Source organism: Rhodococcus sp. IEGM 1305 (genome assembly GCF_030058635.1).
Taxonomy (GTDB): Bacteria; Actinomycetota; Actinomycetes; order Mycobacteriales; family Mycobacteriaceae; genus Rhodococcus_F; species Rhodococcus_F opacus_D.
On the sequence record NZ_JASHKX010000011.1, the window covers coordinates 97,073 to 111,781 of the forward strand.

At 67.0% G+C, this 14,709-nt stretch carries 15 protein-coding genes; 4 read left to right on the forward strand and 11 right to left on the reverse strand.

Features of this window, described 5'->3' with window-relative positions:
• Positions 1–46 precede the first annotated feature (46 nt).
• Positions 47–835, reverse strand: coding sequence for a serine hydrolase (locus tag QM693_RS18270; RefSeq protein ID WP_283353063.1), 789 nt, complete (start codon positions 833–835; stop codon positions 47–49).
• Positions 836–918: 83 nt separating this feature from the next.
• Between QM693_RS18270 and QM693_RS18275 the strand changes: the two genes are divergently transcribed.
• Positions 919–2,367: a GlnX family signal transduction membrane protein gene (locus tag QM693_RS18275; protein WP_283353064.1), complete on the forward strand. Its 1,449-nt coding sequence runs from the start codon at positions 919–921 to the stop codon at positions 2,365–2,367.
• Positions 2,367–3,389 carry a glutamate ABC transporter substrate-binding protein gene (locus tag QM693_RS18280; RefSeq protein ID WP_280782814.1) on the forward strand — a complete coding sequence of 341 codons (1,023 nt, stop codon included), beginning with the start codon at positions 2,367–2,369 and terminating at the stop codon, positions 3,387–3,389. The genes QM693_RS18275 and QM693_RS18280 overlap by 1 nt, the downstream gene beginning before the upstream one ends.
• A gap of 515 nt (positions 3,390–3,904) precedes the next feature.
• Here QM693_RS18280 and QM693_RS18285 read toward each other — a convergent pair.
• Both QM693_RS18285 and QM693_RS18290 read right to left on the reverse strand, forming a co-directional pair.
• Positions 3,905–4,486 (reverse strand): hypothetical protein, encoded by a 582-nt coding sequence (locus QM693_RS18285; RefSeq protein ID WP_283353065.1) that lies wholly within the window; start codon positions 4,484–4,486, stop codon positions 3,905–3,907.
• The gene (locus QM693_RS18290) at positions 4,483–5,244 is read right to left on the reverse strand and encodes a ParA family protein (RefSeq protein WP_280782816.1); all 762 of its coding nucleotides are present in this window, start codon (positions 5,242–5,244) and stop codon (positions 4,483–4,485) included. Before QM693_RS18290 ends, QM693_RS18285 begins: the two co-directional genes overlap by 4 nt.
• A 380-nt stretch (positions 5,245–5,624) precedes the next feature.
• On the opposite strand from QM693_RS18290, the gene QM693_RS18295 reads away from it, so the two are divergent.
• Entirely contained in the window at positions 5,625–6,092 is a 468-nt protein-coding gene (locus QM693_RS18295) for an SRPBCC family protein (protein ID WP_283353066.1), read from the forward strand.
• A 28-nt stretch (positions 6,093–6,120) separates the two neighbouring features.
• Here QM693_RS18295 and QM693_RS18300 read toward each other — a convergent pair whose 3' ends face one another.
• Positions 6,121–6,480 carry a DUF6537 domain-containing protein gene (locus QM693_RS18300; protein WP_349307506.1) on the reverse strand — a complete coding sequence of 120 codons (360 nt, stop codon included), beginning with the start codon at positions 6,478–6,480 and terminating at the stop codon, positions 6,121–6,123.
• 334 nt (positions 6,481–6,814) lie between these two features.
• Here QM693_RS18300 and QM693_RS18305 point away from each other — a divergent pair, with 334 nt between their 5' ends.
• Complete coding sequence (locus tag QM693_RS18305) at positions 6,815–8,269, forward strand: carboxylesterase/lipase family protein (protein WP_283353068.1); 1,455 nt, start codon at positions 6,815–6,817, stop codon at positions 8,267–8,269.
• Positions 8,270–8,341: 72 nt separating this feature from the next.
• Here the strand turns inward: QM693_RS18305 and QM693_RS18310 are convergent, their stop codons facing one another.
• From QM693_RS18310 to QM693_RS18340, 7 genes are all read right to left on the reverse strand, one after another.
• The gene (locus tag QM693_RS18310) at positions 8,342–9,103 is read right to left on the reverse strand and encodes a dienelactone hydrolase family protein (RefSeq protein ID WP_283353069.1); all 762 of its coding nucleotides are present in this window, start codon (positions 9,101–9,103) and stop codon (positions 8,342–8,344) included.
• Between the two features lie 235 nt (positions 9,104–9,338).
• Positions 9,339–9,917, reverse strand: coding sequence for a dihydrofolate reductase family protein (locus tag QM693_RS18315; protein ID WP_283353070.1), 579 nt, complete (start codon positions 9,915–9,917; stop codon positions 9,339–9,341).
• 183 nt (positions 9,918–10,100) lie between these two features.
• Positions 10,101–10,586 carry an SRPBCC family protein gene (locus QM693_RS18320; protein ID WP_283335774.1) on the reverse strand — a complete coding sequence of 162 codons (486 nt, stop codon included), beginning with the start codon at positions 10,584–10,586 and terminating at the stop codon, positions 10,101–10,103.
• Positions 10,587–10,589: 3 nt separating this feature from the next.
• A complete protein-coding gene (locus QM693_RS18325; RefSeq protein WP_280782828.1) occupies positions 10,590–10,931 on the reverse strand; it encodes an ArsR/SmtB family transcription factor in 342 nt (113 codons plus the stop codon).
• An 836-nt stretch (positions 10,932–11,767) separates the two neighbouring features.
• On the reverse strand, positions 11,768–12,397 hold the full coding sequence (locus QM693_RS18330; RefSeq protein WP_283353071.1) for a sigma-70 family RNA polymerase sigma factor: 630 nt from the start codon (positions 12,395–12,397) through the stop codon (positions 11,768–11,770).
• A 467-nt stretch (positions 12,398–12,864) separates the two neighbouring features.
• A complete protein-coding gene (locus tag QM693_RS18335) occupies positions 12,865–13,692 on the reverse strand; it encodes an ABC transporter permease (protein WP_283353072.1) in 828 nt (275 codons plus the stop codon).
• Complete coding sequence (locus QM693_RS18340) at positions 13,689–14,618, reverse strand: ATP-binding cassette domain-containing protein (RefSeq protein WP_283353073.1); 930 nt, start codon at positions 14,616–14,618, stop codon at positions 13,689–13,691. Before QM693_RS18340 ends, QM693_RS18335 begins: the two co-directional genes overlap by 4 nt.
• Between the last annotated feature and the right edge of the window lie 91 nt (positions 14,619–14,709).

Consider the following 14,709-nt stretch of genomic DNA (forward strand, 5'->3'; position numbering starts at 1 on the left):
CACCAACCGGGTCAGGGCTGTTCCCTCCGGCACGTCGGGATGTCGATCATCGTGGTGTGATCAACAGGGGCATGAACCGATCGATCAACTCCTGGATGGGATCCTGCGCCACCGGCGGTGGTGGTGACGCCGGATCCTCCGCGAAGGCACCGAGAACGTCACCGGTGTGCTGGTCGGCAGTGCCGTACGTGTTGGCCGCTACCGAGAAATCGGGCCCGAACGACGCGGAAGCGACAACACTGGGCCCCAGGTCCGACCACCCCCACTTGGTTCCGGTCACCGACGGCAGCCGCCCGGTACCCCAGTTCTGATGGGTTCCGTCGGCGGCGACGGGGGCCGCGTTGGCCATCCACTCCAGAATGCGGCTGTCCGGATCGGTGGTCTTCTTCGCCTCGAGGAACGTCACGGTGTCCGCGGTGCTGGTAACCGCATCGCCCCAGAATCCGGAGTCACGGGTACTGGTCAGCCCGTACTCGGCGGCGATCGCATCGATCGACTGCGGGTACTTGGCGTACGCCTGCGAGGCGGCGGTGTCGTCGCTGTCGCGGATCATTTGCTGTCCGAGCGCGAGGTCCTCGGGAGAGCCGTCGCCGTGCCGGAGCATGTAGTCGGCTACATACAGCTTCACGATCGACAAACCCGGCCGGGCTTCCCCCTGATTCGCCGTCCCGACGCGGGTTCCGCTCGGGGTGTGCATGAACGACAGCGCCGTCCGCCCCGGCACCTCGTCGATCCTGTCGGGCGCCGGAGCCGAATGGGCCGTCACTCCGGACGCGGACGCGACGAGCCCGGCCACCAACAGTGACAGCGCGGCGCGGCACGCCCACCTCTTCATAACGTGCGAGTACCCGGTTCCACCCGGGCTCAGCCGCCCGATCACCGGAAATCTGGTTCCTGCGGTGCCTGTTTCCCGAGTCGGTGCGCCGCTCGGCACCGTCGGTGCACACTGAACTCAGTCCCGCGGCCCGGATCGGTGCTCTTACCGGAACCGCGGTGGCGGTGCAGGAGGACCGGATGTTCCACCGCGGCGAGCACGCCGTCACCGAAGCCCACACGCTCGACGAGGACCTGCTCGTCGAGCCCGTGGTCCGCCGCCGCCCGTGGGTCGAATTCTTCACTTCGACGCCCGGGCGGCTGACCGTGCTGGGGATCGCACTCATCGCCGCGGTCATCGCCGCGGGCGCCATCACCTCGGCGGCGGTCGGCGCGCGCCAACAGCGAGTCGAGACACTGCGCACCCACACCGAGCCCCTCGCAAACGCGGCCCAGGCGCTCTACAGCTCGCTGTCGATCGCCGACGCCGCCGCGACCACGTCGTTCGTCTCCGGTGGCGGTAGTGTCGAGTCGACTGCTGGCGCGGAGCAGTTCACCCAGGCGATCGGGGACGCGTCGAACGCGCTGGTCACGGCGACCAATGGGGTGTCGTCGCAGGACGCCGAATCGCTGGCACTGCTGTCGGACGTGGTGCGCGACCTCGCCGAGTACTTCAACCTCGTCGCCACGGCTCAGGCGAACGACCGGGCCGGTAACCCGGTCGGGGTGGCGTATCTGGCCGATGCGTCCGCGCTCATGCAGGCCACCATCCTCCCGTTGGCGGAGCGACTCTACGTCCATCAGGCCGAGGCGGTCGCCGAGATCCAGACGCACACCGCCCAGCTGCCCGCGACCGCCTTCACGGTGACCGCGGCCGCCCTCGTCGCCCTCGTCCTCGCCCAGCTGTACCTCGTCCGGAAGAGCAAGCGCCGGTTCAACCCCGGCCTCGCTGTCGCCACCCTGCTCATGGCCGGGCTTCTGCTGTGGCTGATCGGCGGAAGCCTGGTGTCGACGTCGGCGAGCGAACACGCGAGAACCGAAGGAACACAACCGATCAACGCGGTTGCCCGCGCTCGCATCCTGGCGCAGCAGGCCCGCGCCGACGAAACCCTCGCAATCCTGCAACGCGGTTCCGACACCCAGTCGGAAGTCGACTACGCGCGGCACTCCCAGGCCTTGTCCGACGAACTCACCCGGCAGCTGGAGAGCTCGCATGGTCGCGCCGCCGAGCAACACCTTCGCGACGCCGTGACGGCCCGCGACGGCTGGCTGGCCGCGCACCGGGACATCGAGATCGCCCTCGAGCGCGGTGACTACCCGACCGCCGCGGCGATCGCCGCCGGATCCGGCTCGGGCACGTCGTCGACGCAGTTCGCCGCCCTGGACGAGTCCCTCCGGAACGCGATCGACCGACTCCGCGACGACGAGGCCAACGCGGTGACGGACGTCTACCGGTCGATGTCGGCACTGGCAGTCGGTAGCATGATTATTGGCGTGTCCTGCGGATTCGCCGTCGGCGGGGGGATCTGGCCGCGACTGAACGAGTACCACTGATGACACAGGTGAGGCTTCCGAGACCGGGGGCGAGACCGCGTGCCCGGCACCTCGTCGGCGTACTCGCCGTCGCCGTGCTCGCCGGCTGCGCCGCACCCGACCCTCTCACCCCGACCGTCGCGGCCACGTACACCGCACGACCGATGACGGACGGTGCGCAGATCATCCCGCCCACGGACAGTCCGCCGCCGGAGCCACCGCTCCCCGAGTCGTGTGGGGCGCTCGCGAGCCTGCGCCCCGGCCCGCAACCCCCGCCCGGGCAGATGCCGCCCGGTGGATCACTTGCCGAGATCGCAGGGCGGGGCCGGTTGATCGTCGGCGTCGACCAGAACACCAATCTGTTCAGCTTCCGAGATCCGACCACCGGCACCCTGCAGGGGTTCGAGATCGATGTGGCGAAGGAGATCGCCCGCGACATCTTCGGCGATCCGACGAAAGTCGAGTTCCGGCTACTCACCACCGCCGGCCGGTTCTCCGCACTCGAGAACAACGACGTCGACGTCGTCGCACATGGATTCTCGATCACGTGCGAACGCGCCCAACGCGTCGGTTTCTCCACCGAGTACGTCCGCGCCTTCCAGCGTATTCTGGTCCCTCGCGGTTCCGACATCGCCGGACCGGCGGACCTGGCCGGAAAACGGGTCTGCACCTTTCTCGACACCACCTCGCTCGGCACCGTCCAACGAGTCGCGCCGGACGCCACGATCATCGCGGTCCCCAACTGGGACGACTGTCTCGTCACCATGCAGAAACGGCAGGCCGACGCGACCAGCACCTCCGACTCGCTCCTCGCCGGGCTCGCCTCCCAGGACCCGAATTTTCAGATCGTGGGGCCACGGCTGGAGACAGAAGAGCACTGGGCGATCGGTGTCAACAAGTACAAGGAGGACCTGGTGCGGTTCGTCAACGGCACCCTCGAACGCATACGCGCCGACGGAACGTGGATGCGCGTGTACGACCGGTGGCTGGCCACACCACTCGGGCCGATCGCGGGCCCACCCCCGGCCACGTATCGCGATTGAGGGTCGACGCGGACATCGGACGTGCTGGAAAGTTGTTGCGACACTGAGCGCGCCCACCACCGATCCCGAACCTCCGACGGTGTGGGGAAGGCCCACGCATTCTGGCTGAAAACCCCCCGGCGAGTCGTATCCCGGACTGCCTGATCTCGACCCGACGGGATACGGCCCGCACCCTCCACGGTAAACCGCCTCCGGACGGACCTCAATAGCCAGTACGACGGCGGTTTCCGTCGTTAGCCGGGACCGTCATTGCACCGGCGTCAGCGATGGCGTCGCACCAGCTTCGGGGCGGGAAACAACGCGTGCACCAGCGTCCTCTGCGACTGCAACCGTGCGTGCCGCGTCCATGCCTCTGCAACAACACCGCCGAGCGCGTCTGGAGACCCGGCGTCGACGACGATCAAGTCCGGATCGAGGCAGCCGCGAGACCCGCACGCGCACAGAACGTCAGAGGTGTCGTCGATGCGTAGCGACCGCACCTACCGACAGCCCGCCACGATCCGCCGACGAGCCGGCTAGTTGATGCGTGGCCTCCGGACGCGTTCGGCGTTGCGCGGCGGGAAGGGTTCGCCATTGTTGTATTCGCGTTCGAGGACGGTGAGGTAGTGGGCGAGGGCTTCGTCGACGAGGCTGGACCAGCTGTTGGGGGCGCCGGCGATGTGGCCGATGGCGGCGACGGCATTCTTGCCGTTTTCGACCTTGGCGCGGTTGATGAGGACGGATTCCTGCTTCTTGTCTGCGGGGACCCGTCTGGTGGTCTTCTTTTCCTCGCCGAGGGCCACCGGTTCGGCTGTGGTGGCTGCTTCTTGTGCGACGTCCACGCCCTGTTCGACGAGGTTCGGCAGTCGTCGCTTGCGGCGTTCGAAGGGGTTGCTTGCAAGTCCTGCGACGTCCACGCCCTGTTCGACGAGGTGCGGCAGTCGTGGCTTGCGGCGTTCGAGGGGGTTGTTGGCGAGTCCGGGTTTACGTGTCACGCTCGTCAGGAGGTCCTTGTGACCGGTTGTCGAGTACGTCCCGTCCTGGTGGGCGCCTGTGCGGGGCTGGGGGCGGCGTGCGAGGGGGTTGTTGGCGAGTCCCGGCTTACGTGTCACGCTCATCGGGGGTCCCTTTCGACGAGTTCTTGGGCGGCGTCGCGGTAGGCGCGCGCTGCGGAGGAGGACGGTGCCCACCTGACGACGGGTTCTTCGGCGCTGTAACTTTCGCTGACGCGGACGGACTTCGGGATGATGGTGTGCATCGTCTGATCGGGGTAGGTTTCGCGGAGCGCGGCGAGGACCTGCTGGTCGATGACCTGGCCGAGTTCGACGCGGCCGCACAGAATGTGATTGAGCCGTGCAGTGGGATTGAGCAACTCGACCTGCTCGGTGATGTAGTTCTCGATCCGCATGAGCGCTTCGAGTTCCATGGCTCCCGTCATGACAGCGGCAAGCACTTCGGTGCAGGCGACGAGTGCGCTGATGGTCAGGTGGTCGAAGTCTCCGGGGCAGTCGAGGAGGTTGAAGTCGACGTCGGGGGCGCCGGCGAGGGCTTTGCGCAGGACGCCGTGTGCACCGGGCTTCTTGAGGAAATAGGGCCCGACGGAATCGAGTTCCTTGGTGGCGGGAACGAGGTGGATCCCGGACGCGGTGATGGTGGTGGCATCTTCGATGCTCGCCACCAGCATGAGTACCGACAGGACATCGTTGTCGACGGCTTCGGGCGTGGCGCCGAGCCAGGTGGTGGCGTTGCATTGTGGGTCGAGGTCGACGACGCGGACGGTGTAGCCGGCTTCGACGAGGGCTTGGGCGAGGTTGACCGCGCTCGTGGTTTTGGTGGAACCACCTTTATGGTTGACCACTGCGATGGTGCGGGTCATGTGGGCCTGTCCCTTCGTGTAAATATAGTGACCTAGCTCAAGATACTTAACTTGGTCGAGGCACGCGGATGACCCGCCGATCCGAGCGCGGAACCCTCGACCTCTGTGTGACGGCGGCTACACGGATGTGAACTACAGCCGCGTCAGGTGGGAGTGCGGCCTGAACGATTCGGCCTGCCCCGCCGGCCCGCCCGCCAGGCACTCCCCCGGTGGTCCGACTACCGACGTGGTTCTACAGCGGCTACCGGTAGCGTGCTCCGCATTTCATCGGATGCAGATGTCGTGAACCGCCGCACACAAGTCGAGTGGCGTGTGAGAACGAACGAGTGGCACTCGGCGAACAGAGATCTCCTGGTGCTCCTCGGCCCTAGAATCGAGCGATGGACAGAACCGACCGCGCCAGCCGGGTGATCGCGGCATCACCGGCGACTGTCTACGGCGCCCTCCTCGACCGGGAGTCCCTCGAGGCCTGGTTGCCGCCGGACGGCATGCGCGGGCGGGTCGAACGGTGGGATCCTCGGCCCGGTGGTGGATTTCGGATGGTCCTCACCTACCTCGACCCTGCCGACAGTCCCGGCAAGACTTCGGATACGACGGATGTCGTCGATGTCGGATTCGCCGACCTGGTGCCACCGGAACGGGTGGTGCAGCTGGCGGTGTTCGAAGCCGACGACCCGTCCTACGCGGGCACCATGACGATGACCTGGCACCTCGCTGCCGCCGGTGACGGGACCGAGGTGACCGTCACCGCCACGGACGTGCCACCCGGCATAGACCAAGCAGCACACGAGGCCGGGATCGCCTCCTCGCTGGCGAACCTGGCATCGTACGTCGAAGGATCCCGCTGATCAGGTCGGCTGCGACTCGGGCCGGGCCCTACACGGCCTGCTTCTCGGCTCGGGCGGTCAGCGGGTACGCCTCGACGAGCTTGTCCAGTTCCTGGTGGTACGACTCCACGTTGGCGACCTTGATCTGTTCGTACCCACGGATGAGGTCGGGCAGTTCGGCGATCTCCACCGCGGCGGTCAGGCTGTGCGGGTTGAGTAGGTGAAGGATTTGCTCGATGGTTTCGCGGTATTCGGTGATCAGCTCGCGTTCCATCTTCCGGATGTGGTGGTAGCCGATCACATCGAGCTTGGTGCCGCGGATCTTGCGCATGCGGTGCAGGGCCCGGAATCCGGGGTTGATCCAGGATGCGAGTGAGAGCTTGTTCTTCATCCCCATGGCGCGCAGCACCGGGGGTGTAGCCGGACGGCGCTACCGGCGCGCCCGCGATGACTCGATCGACTCTGTCAGCTGAGCTGCTCCATCCGTTGAATCGTCATGTTGGTACTCCTACTTCGTCGCGCGGCCCCTCGTGGCCACTGGTCTTCCTGGAACGGAGCCGGACCGTCGTCGGTGAGGTCTATCACGACCCACAACGACCTGGCGGCGACTATCTCAGGCCGGACACCGAGCCCATGGCAGGCTGGGACGAGGTGGGGTGCTGATTCACACGGCCACCCTCGGCCCGACCATCCGAGGTGAGGCGCACAGATGAAAGGGGACGTCGCCGATGACCGTCCGCACCGTGAACACAGAGGCAGGGCGACTCTCCGGTGACCACACCGACGGGGTCGCCCGATTCCTGGGAATCCCCTACGCAGCAGCTCCAGCGGGCGAACGCCGATTCGCACCCCCTGGTCCTACCGAACGATGGGCAGGGACCAGGAACGCCACCGGTTACGGCGCTACCGCACCCCAGCCGGCATTGCACCCCGCTCACGGGAATCTGGCGCCGCTGATCGGGCCTGGATGGGTCGCCGGAGACGGCGACTACCTCAATCTCAACGTCTGGACACCCGACCCCGGCACGGGTGGGCTTCCGGTGATGGTCTACGTCCACGGCGGCGGGTTCATGATCGGCTCGGGCGCCGCCCCCGCCTTCGACGGCACCTCGTTCGCGCGCGACGGCGTCGTCCTGGTCACCGTCAACTACCGACTCGGGGCGGAGGGCTTCCTCGCACCGTCCGGTGCGGTCGCGAACACGAACATCGGATTGCGCGATCAGATCGCGGCCCTGCGCTGGGTTCGCGACAACATCGCCGGGTTCGGTGGAAACCCGGACAACGTCACCGTCTTCGGCGAATCGGCCGGCGGCTCCTCGGTCGCGTTCCTGCTGCGCTCCCCACTGGCCGTCGGACTGTTCCGACGCGCGATCGTCCAGAGCGGACACGACGAGATGGCCCGCCCGCTCGAGGTCACCGAAGAACTCACGAAGGCACTCGCCGCCCGGCTCGGAACCTCCCCGACCACAGACGCATTCCGCGAATTCCCTGCCCCCGACCTGGTGCGCGCGCAGGCAGCTCTGCTCAGAAACGAACCCCACCCAGACCTGCGCGACGGCAACGGTGTCGACCCAGGCCACCGTCGTGCCATGTTCCTCCCCACCACGGGTGACGACGTCCTCCCCGACCCGGTCGGAGTCCCGAGCACCCATTCGCGCGGCGTCGACCTGCTGATCGGCACAACACTCGAGGAGGCCAACCTCGGTTTCGGTGCCGACCAGTTCGCCGCCTTCGACGCGCATGACGCCGTAGCCGAGCTGGCCGCCACCTACCCCGATGCCGAAGCGCTCCTCGAACGACACGGTCTCCACGACCCGGCCGTCACCCCCGCGCGTGCACTCACAGCCGCCTACACGGACCTGATGTTCCGATCACCGAGCCGCCGCACCGCGCGCCGCCACCCAGGCCCCACCTACGTCTACGAATTCGCATGGCGATCACCACTGCACGGCGCCGCACACGGCCTCGACGTCCCCTTCGTCTTCGACACCACACAGGCATGCCGCGGCCTGATCGGCGACGCCGCACCCGGCGCCCTCACCCAGGCGATGCACCAAGCCTGGCTCGACTTCGCAACCCACGGAGATCCAGGCTGGCCCACCTACGACGACGCCAGAAACGCGATGAGGTTCGATGCCGGCCCGCACCTCTGCGAGGACACCGCTCCCGACGACACCGGCGCCGAATACCTGCCCTGACCCAGGCCGGCGGGAGCGCGGCACTGGCGGTATCGGCGTCCGGCGCGGATCCGGACGCCGATCCCGTTCACGTCAGTCCGAAACCGTGTCGGCGGCCCGGCCGAGGTGGCGGGCGAAGAACCGGGCCGAGCTGTCGCGTTCGTATTCGGGTACCGGGTAGTGCCTGCCCGAGTAGGCGTGCAATGTCTTCTCCTTCGCGGCGAAGGCGTCGAACAACGCGACCCCGGAGGTGCGGTCGAATTCCTCGTCGTCCCAGGGAATCCGGTACTCGACCGGGACGGTGATCTTTCTTGCCACCTCGATCAGAGCGTCGCACACGAAAACCCCACCGAAGCTCACGGCAGCGATCCGGGATTCGACCGCCGTCAACATCAGCCCGGTCACGACACCCAACGTCATGCCGCCGTAGCCGATCGGCGCTTCGACGCCGATCTCGGGCAGCGCCTGCAGGGCGTCCAGAGTCGCTTGCCATTCCGGCACCGCACGCTCCGCCAGCGACATGTTGTAGTCGATCACGATCGGGGCGATCGGCTCGCCCGCCGCCCGGGCCCGATGGATCGCCTCGGCCCACCGTTGATCCTGAAGGTTTCGCGGCCGGTCGCCATGTCCGGGCGCGTCGATGGCGGCGACGGTGTACCCATAGGTGGTCACGCAGTGGAGTGCACCGGCGACCAGCCCCGGCGCCTTCTTGTGCATGCCGCCGGAGTGCCCCGACAGCAGCAGCGGTGCGCCGACGGTTCCGGATGTGGGCGACCAGAGCACGCCGGTGATCTCATCCAGAGTGAATGTACGTTCGATGACACCGTTCGACGATGTCTCAGAGGTAAAATGCATGGTGTTGCCTTTCGGGATTGCCTTGTTGTCGAGGCGCTCCCGGCGACACCTATATCAATCGCCGAACCGTGAACACGAGTGGGAGCACCCACATGGTTACTGCGTTCATGGGTCTCACCTCCTCGCGTGATGTCACGGTCTCGCGCACGCTATCAACCTGAACCGAATCCCGTCCAACCTATTTCCTGCACGCGAGGGCCGATCGCCGATGGGCCGCGCCTGGTATTCCTACAGGTCAATGGAGTGTGGGTCGGTAGATGAGCTCTTGGATGTGACCGTCCAGCGTCCGGTTCTCGAGCAGTTCCAGGTCGAAGTCGGCCCCACCCTGGAAGATCGGGTCATCACCGGTCAGACCGGTGATCACAGGGAAGAGCGTCACCTGCAGGCGGTCGACGAGGCCTGCGGCCATCAGCGCCCGATTCATCGACAGGCTGCCGTGCGAGCGCAACGGCACCTCGGACTCCTCCTTGAGCCGGGCGACGACGTCGACAGCGTCACCGCTCACGACGGTCGCGTCCGGCCAGTCGAGAGGCCCTTCCAGTGTCGTCGACACCACCGTCGCCGGCAGGCTCCTCATCCGGGTGACCCATGGGTCACGCACTTCGGACTCCTCGGTGCTCGAGGCCAGCATCTGCGCGAATGCCCGATACGTGTTGGCCCCGAAAATCATCCGCTGCTCCGCGCCGTACAAGGCAAGGCGGTGGTCGAGCAACTCGGGGCCTTGCTTGCCCCAGTAGCCGCCCCAGTCGCCGCCGCTGATTCCGCCGAAGCCGTCGAGGCTGGAAAAGACGTCGAAGGTGTAGGTCGCGGTCATGTCGTTCTCCTCGAGTGTGGTTGTGATCGGTGTAGGTACAGACTGGGAACCACTGCGAAACTCATCGCCGTCGGAGTGGGCGACTGTGGTCGCAACAAGAGTGTCGCGTCCTTCGTGCCGGCTCGCCGCCTCGCACGTGGCGGGCGAGGCGGCGAGATCGGTCTGTGCGGTGAACCGTCAGGCTCAGCCCTTGATGAGGTCGTCGATCTGGCCGATCGCCTGCGAGGCACCCTCGACCACACCCATGTCGAGCACCTGCTGGAGACCTTCGGCGGTTGCGTAGGTACTGACGTAGGTCGCGATGGTGCTGCCGTCCTTCTCCTCGAAGGAGAACTCGTTGGTGGACACCGGCATCGATTCGATCGGGGTGAAATCCGCATCGGCGAATCCGTCGGTGAAGGTGAAGCCGGTCGGCTCATCGACGGAGACGATGTTCCAGTAGCCCGCATGCTTGTCACCCTCGGGTCCGGTCATGTAGTAGGTGACCCGACCGCCGGGAGTGAACTCGTGGTCGACCACCGTCGCCGGGTACGTCGGCGGACCCCAGATCTTCTCGAGCTGGCGAGGATCGGCATAGATCTGCCAGATCCGCGCGCGGGGCGCGGCGAACTCGGCGGTGATGGTCAGGGTCAGTGCGTCGATGTCGTGGCTGACATTGGTGACAGGCATCGTTCATTCCTTCCGTTGGGGTTCTGTCGCGATCAGTTCGTCGATGCGCGCGATTCGCCCACGCCAGACGTGTTCCAGCTCCGCGAGCATGGACGACACCGCGCGAACTGCGTCCACATCGCCCGTGGCGAGTTGTTCACGGCCGCTGCGTCGTTTGACGAGTAGGCCTGACTTCTGGAGAACGGCGACGTGCTTCTGTACCGCAGCGAAACTCATGTCGTACTTCGCTGCCAGTGCCGAGACGGAATGCTCGCCGGCCAGCACGCGACGCATGATGTCGCGCCTCGTTCGGTCGGACAGCGCGTGGAACAGGGCATCGGCCCGGTCCTCATCTGTTTCTGACACACCCCAAACATACAACCGATTGGTTGTATGTGCAAGGCCCCTGCGACTCTCAGCTTGAAGTTATTGCATGCGGCGTGCCGACGAGCGCGATCTAGCTCGGGGAGAACCCGCCGACATCGATCGAGATCCACAGCGGTGCGAACATCAGGCAGAGACCGGTGAAGCCCAGCAACACCGTGAGCGGCGGCGGTATCGCCCACGCCACCCAATACCCCACCGTTGGGCCAAGGACACCCGGTGCCCGGTCTGCGATCCAGCGAACTGGCCCAGCAGAGCGGCCACCAGCTCATACCAGGGCTCCTCACCCGCGCCCGCCGTTCCGGCGTCGTCAAGGTTCGGCTCGGATCGCATCGTCCCATTGTCCTCCGCAGGATTCATCCGTGCTGGTCGCCGACGGTTTCGCACACAAGTTTCGACACGCCACGTATCTCCGTGGGGGCGCGGCCAGGCACGGGCGCACCTCATCCTTCGCGACGGGCCAGTGCGTCCATTTTCGGTCTCCTCCGTCTGATCTGGTACCCATCCCCACGGATCAAGGAGTCACCATGACCAACGCCGACAAGTTCGAAAACCCGACGACGGATCGGACGGACGCAAACCCACGGACTGCGGCACCCACGTGTTGCAGCACCGAACGACAAGCCACCTGCTGCGACCTCAGCGAGAAGTCGACGTGCTGCGGTCCGACGGCGACGGCCGGCGACGGATGCGGCTGCCAGTAGCCCTCACGTGACAACGGTGCGGTGCGAGCGAAGATGGCTCGCACCGCACCGCAGTCTTGTCAGCGTGACCTCGCGCGGTCGCCCCGTCGCCGTCACCAGAGATGATTCGCCGGTCTACTCGTCGTCCGATGGCGTGGCTCCGCAGGCGCAGGATCCGCTGCGGGGCTGGTAGTCGTGGACATGGCCGGTGCGATCCTGGCTGATCTGACAGCAGGCGTGCAATTGGGCCTGGAGGGCGGCGCGGCCGCGTTGGACCCGGGATTTCATCCCGGACACCGAGATTCCCACCTCGTTGGCGGCGGCGGCGTTGGTTCGGGCGTCGAGGTCGACCATCCTCACCGCCGCGGCCTGCTCGGCGGGCAGCCCGGAGAGCATCGGCACCAGGCAGGAGGCGAGTTCCTTCTCCGCCGTCTCGTCGGCGTCAGGTTCTCCGTCGGGCCGGTTGTCGGGGACACTGTCGACAGCCAGCTCGCGGCGGTGGGGTGCCGACCGGTAGTAGTCGGTGATCGCGTTGCGGGTGATGGCATACATCCACCCGAGGATTCGGTCCTGCTCCCGCAGGTTGTCGAGGCTCTTGGCCATCCGCAGGAACACGATCGACAGAATGTCGTCGGCGTCCTCGGGACGGGAGACCCGGCGGGCGATGAAGGCCCGCAAGTCGCTCGAGAAGCGGCGCCAGAGCTGGTCGAGATCAGCTGGTGCCGGCTGGGGTGTCGTCGCGGTGGTGGCCGAGTCCTCGTTCATGATCTGTGGTTCCTCTCCGTCTTTCAGGATCCCCGCCTTACGGCGCGGTCGCGACCCCCTGAGGGCGTCCTCTCTCAGGTACGGACGACGGTGACCGCGGTCGGACGCACCTGCGTCCGAATCCGAAGTTCCTCGTCTGTATGGGTGTCGATGTCGATTCCGGATGCTCCGGTTCGACGTACCAGTAGAAGCACGGTGAGGAGGTGAGAGCAATGCTGACTACACATCTGTTGTCGGGCCTGACCAGTGAAGAGGTCGATCTGATCGTGGCGGAGGAGCTGCATCTGCTCGACGCCGCCGCATGAGCGTCATCGACGCCCGCACCGGGCGCATCTGCTGACCACAGCGCTCTCCTAGCCTCTACCCCTCCATCGGGTAGGGGCTTGGAGAGTGCCCGGCTCCGGACGGACATCGAACACGCAAAACCCGGCCCGTCCCCGTGGGATGGGGACGGGGCGGGTTCGTTGTCAGCGGGTTCGCACTGACCGAATCATGCGGGTGACGACGGGAACGGCGGTCACCACCGCCCACAAACCGATCGCCGCGACCAGGGCGGTAAGAGTGTCCCCGGCGGTGGCGGTGCCGAGCACGTGGCCGCGCAGGGCGTCGGTGGCGTGCGCAACCGGATTCACTGTCGCCATGGCCTGCATCCAGCCGGGCATGGTCTCGATCGGCGCGAACGCACTCGAGACGAACATCAGCGGCATCATCACCATCATCCCGGCGAACTGGACCACGTCCGGCCGCCGGAGCCGGTCCCCGATCAGCCCGAAGAGGGCGCTCATCGCCCCGGCCAACACCACCAGCACGACAACCGCGGCGACGGCATCCCCTGCGGTGCCGTGGAACTCGAAACCCAAAGCGATGGCGGCGATCCCGAGCAACGCAGCCCGGGCGAGCGTAAACACGGCCTCGTTGATGGTGCGAGCCACCCCCGGCAGCGCCGTCCGCATCGGCAGGGCCGCGAAGCGGTCGTGCAGGCCGTTGGTGTGATCGATCGCGGCGGAGACTCCGGCGTTGGTGCCGGCCATCACCGTGGAGACGGCGAGCATCGCCGGGGTGAGGAAGACGATGTAGCTGACCCCGGCAGGAAATCCCGGTCCTGCGGCGACGCTGCGGAACACCTGACTGAACAGCACCAGCATCGCCATCGGCATGGTCAGCGAGAACATCAACAGCTGCGGAACGCGGGCGCTGGTGCGCAGGTTCCGGACGGTGAGTGCGGCGAGCTGGTCCCCGACCGAGGGACGCCCTACCGAAGGGGTGGCTGTGGTGGTGGTGCGGATGGTGGTCATCGGTGGGCTCCGGGGGTGTGGGCGAGGTGGGTGAAGACGTCGTCGAGGCTCGGTGAGGTCACGTCCAGGTCGGTGACCTCGATTCCGCCGCGGTGCAGGTCGGCGACCAGCGCGGTCGCGGCGGGGGCGTCGTCGACGGTGACGGACACCCGCAGGCGGTCGCCGTCGACCCGCGGATCGGTGTCCGGGATGAATGGCAGCGCGGCGAGCTGACCGGCTGGGATGGTGGCGCTGAGGACCTTGCCGCCGACGATCCGTTTGAGCTCGGCGGGGGTGCCGCGGGCGGCGACCCGGCCCCGGCGCAGGACCACGATGTGGTCGGCGAGCCGGTCGGCCTCCTCGAGGTACTGGGTGGTGAGCACGACCGTGGTGCCCGCGTCGGTGAGCTCGTCGACGACGTTCCACAATCCGGCGCGGGCGAGGGGATCGAGACCGGTGGTCGGCTCGTCGAGGAACAGTACCGACGGGGAGCCGACGAGGCTGGCGGCCAGATCGACCCGGCGGCGCGAGCCCCCGGAGAGTTCCCCGACCCGCCGGGACGCGTATTCCTGCAGCCCGAGCCGGTCGATCAGCGCGTCGGCCCGCGCGCGGGCGGTGCGGCGCAGCCCGGTCAGTCGGCCGATCAGCTCCAGATTCTCTCGGGCGGTGAGGAATTCGTCGAGACCGGCGTATTGGCCGGTCACGCCGATCCGGCGGCGGACCTCGGTGGCGTGGACGACGACGTCCAGGTTCTCGATCTGCACGCGGCCGATGGCGGGCCGCACCAAGGTGGCGAGGGTGCGGATCAGGGTGGTCTTGCCGGCACCGTTGTGGCCGAGCACACCGAGCGTGGTCCCGGCGGCAGCCTCCAAGTCGACACCGTCGAGGGCCCACGTCGTGCCGTAGGCGACGTGCAGATCCTCGACCACGACGGTCGGCGCGCTCATCGCACACCCCCGAACCGGTAAGCGGCGGGGCGGGCAATCGGATGGATGGTCATCGGAGGTTCCTCTCGGAAGATGTGCTCCCACCCGCGGG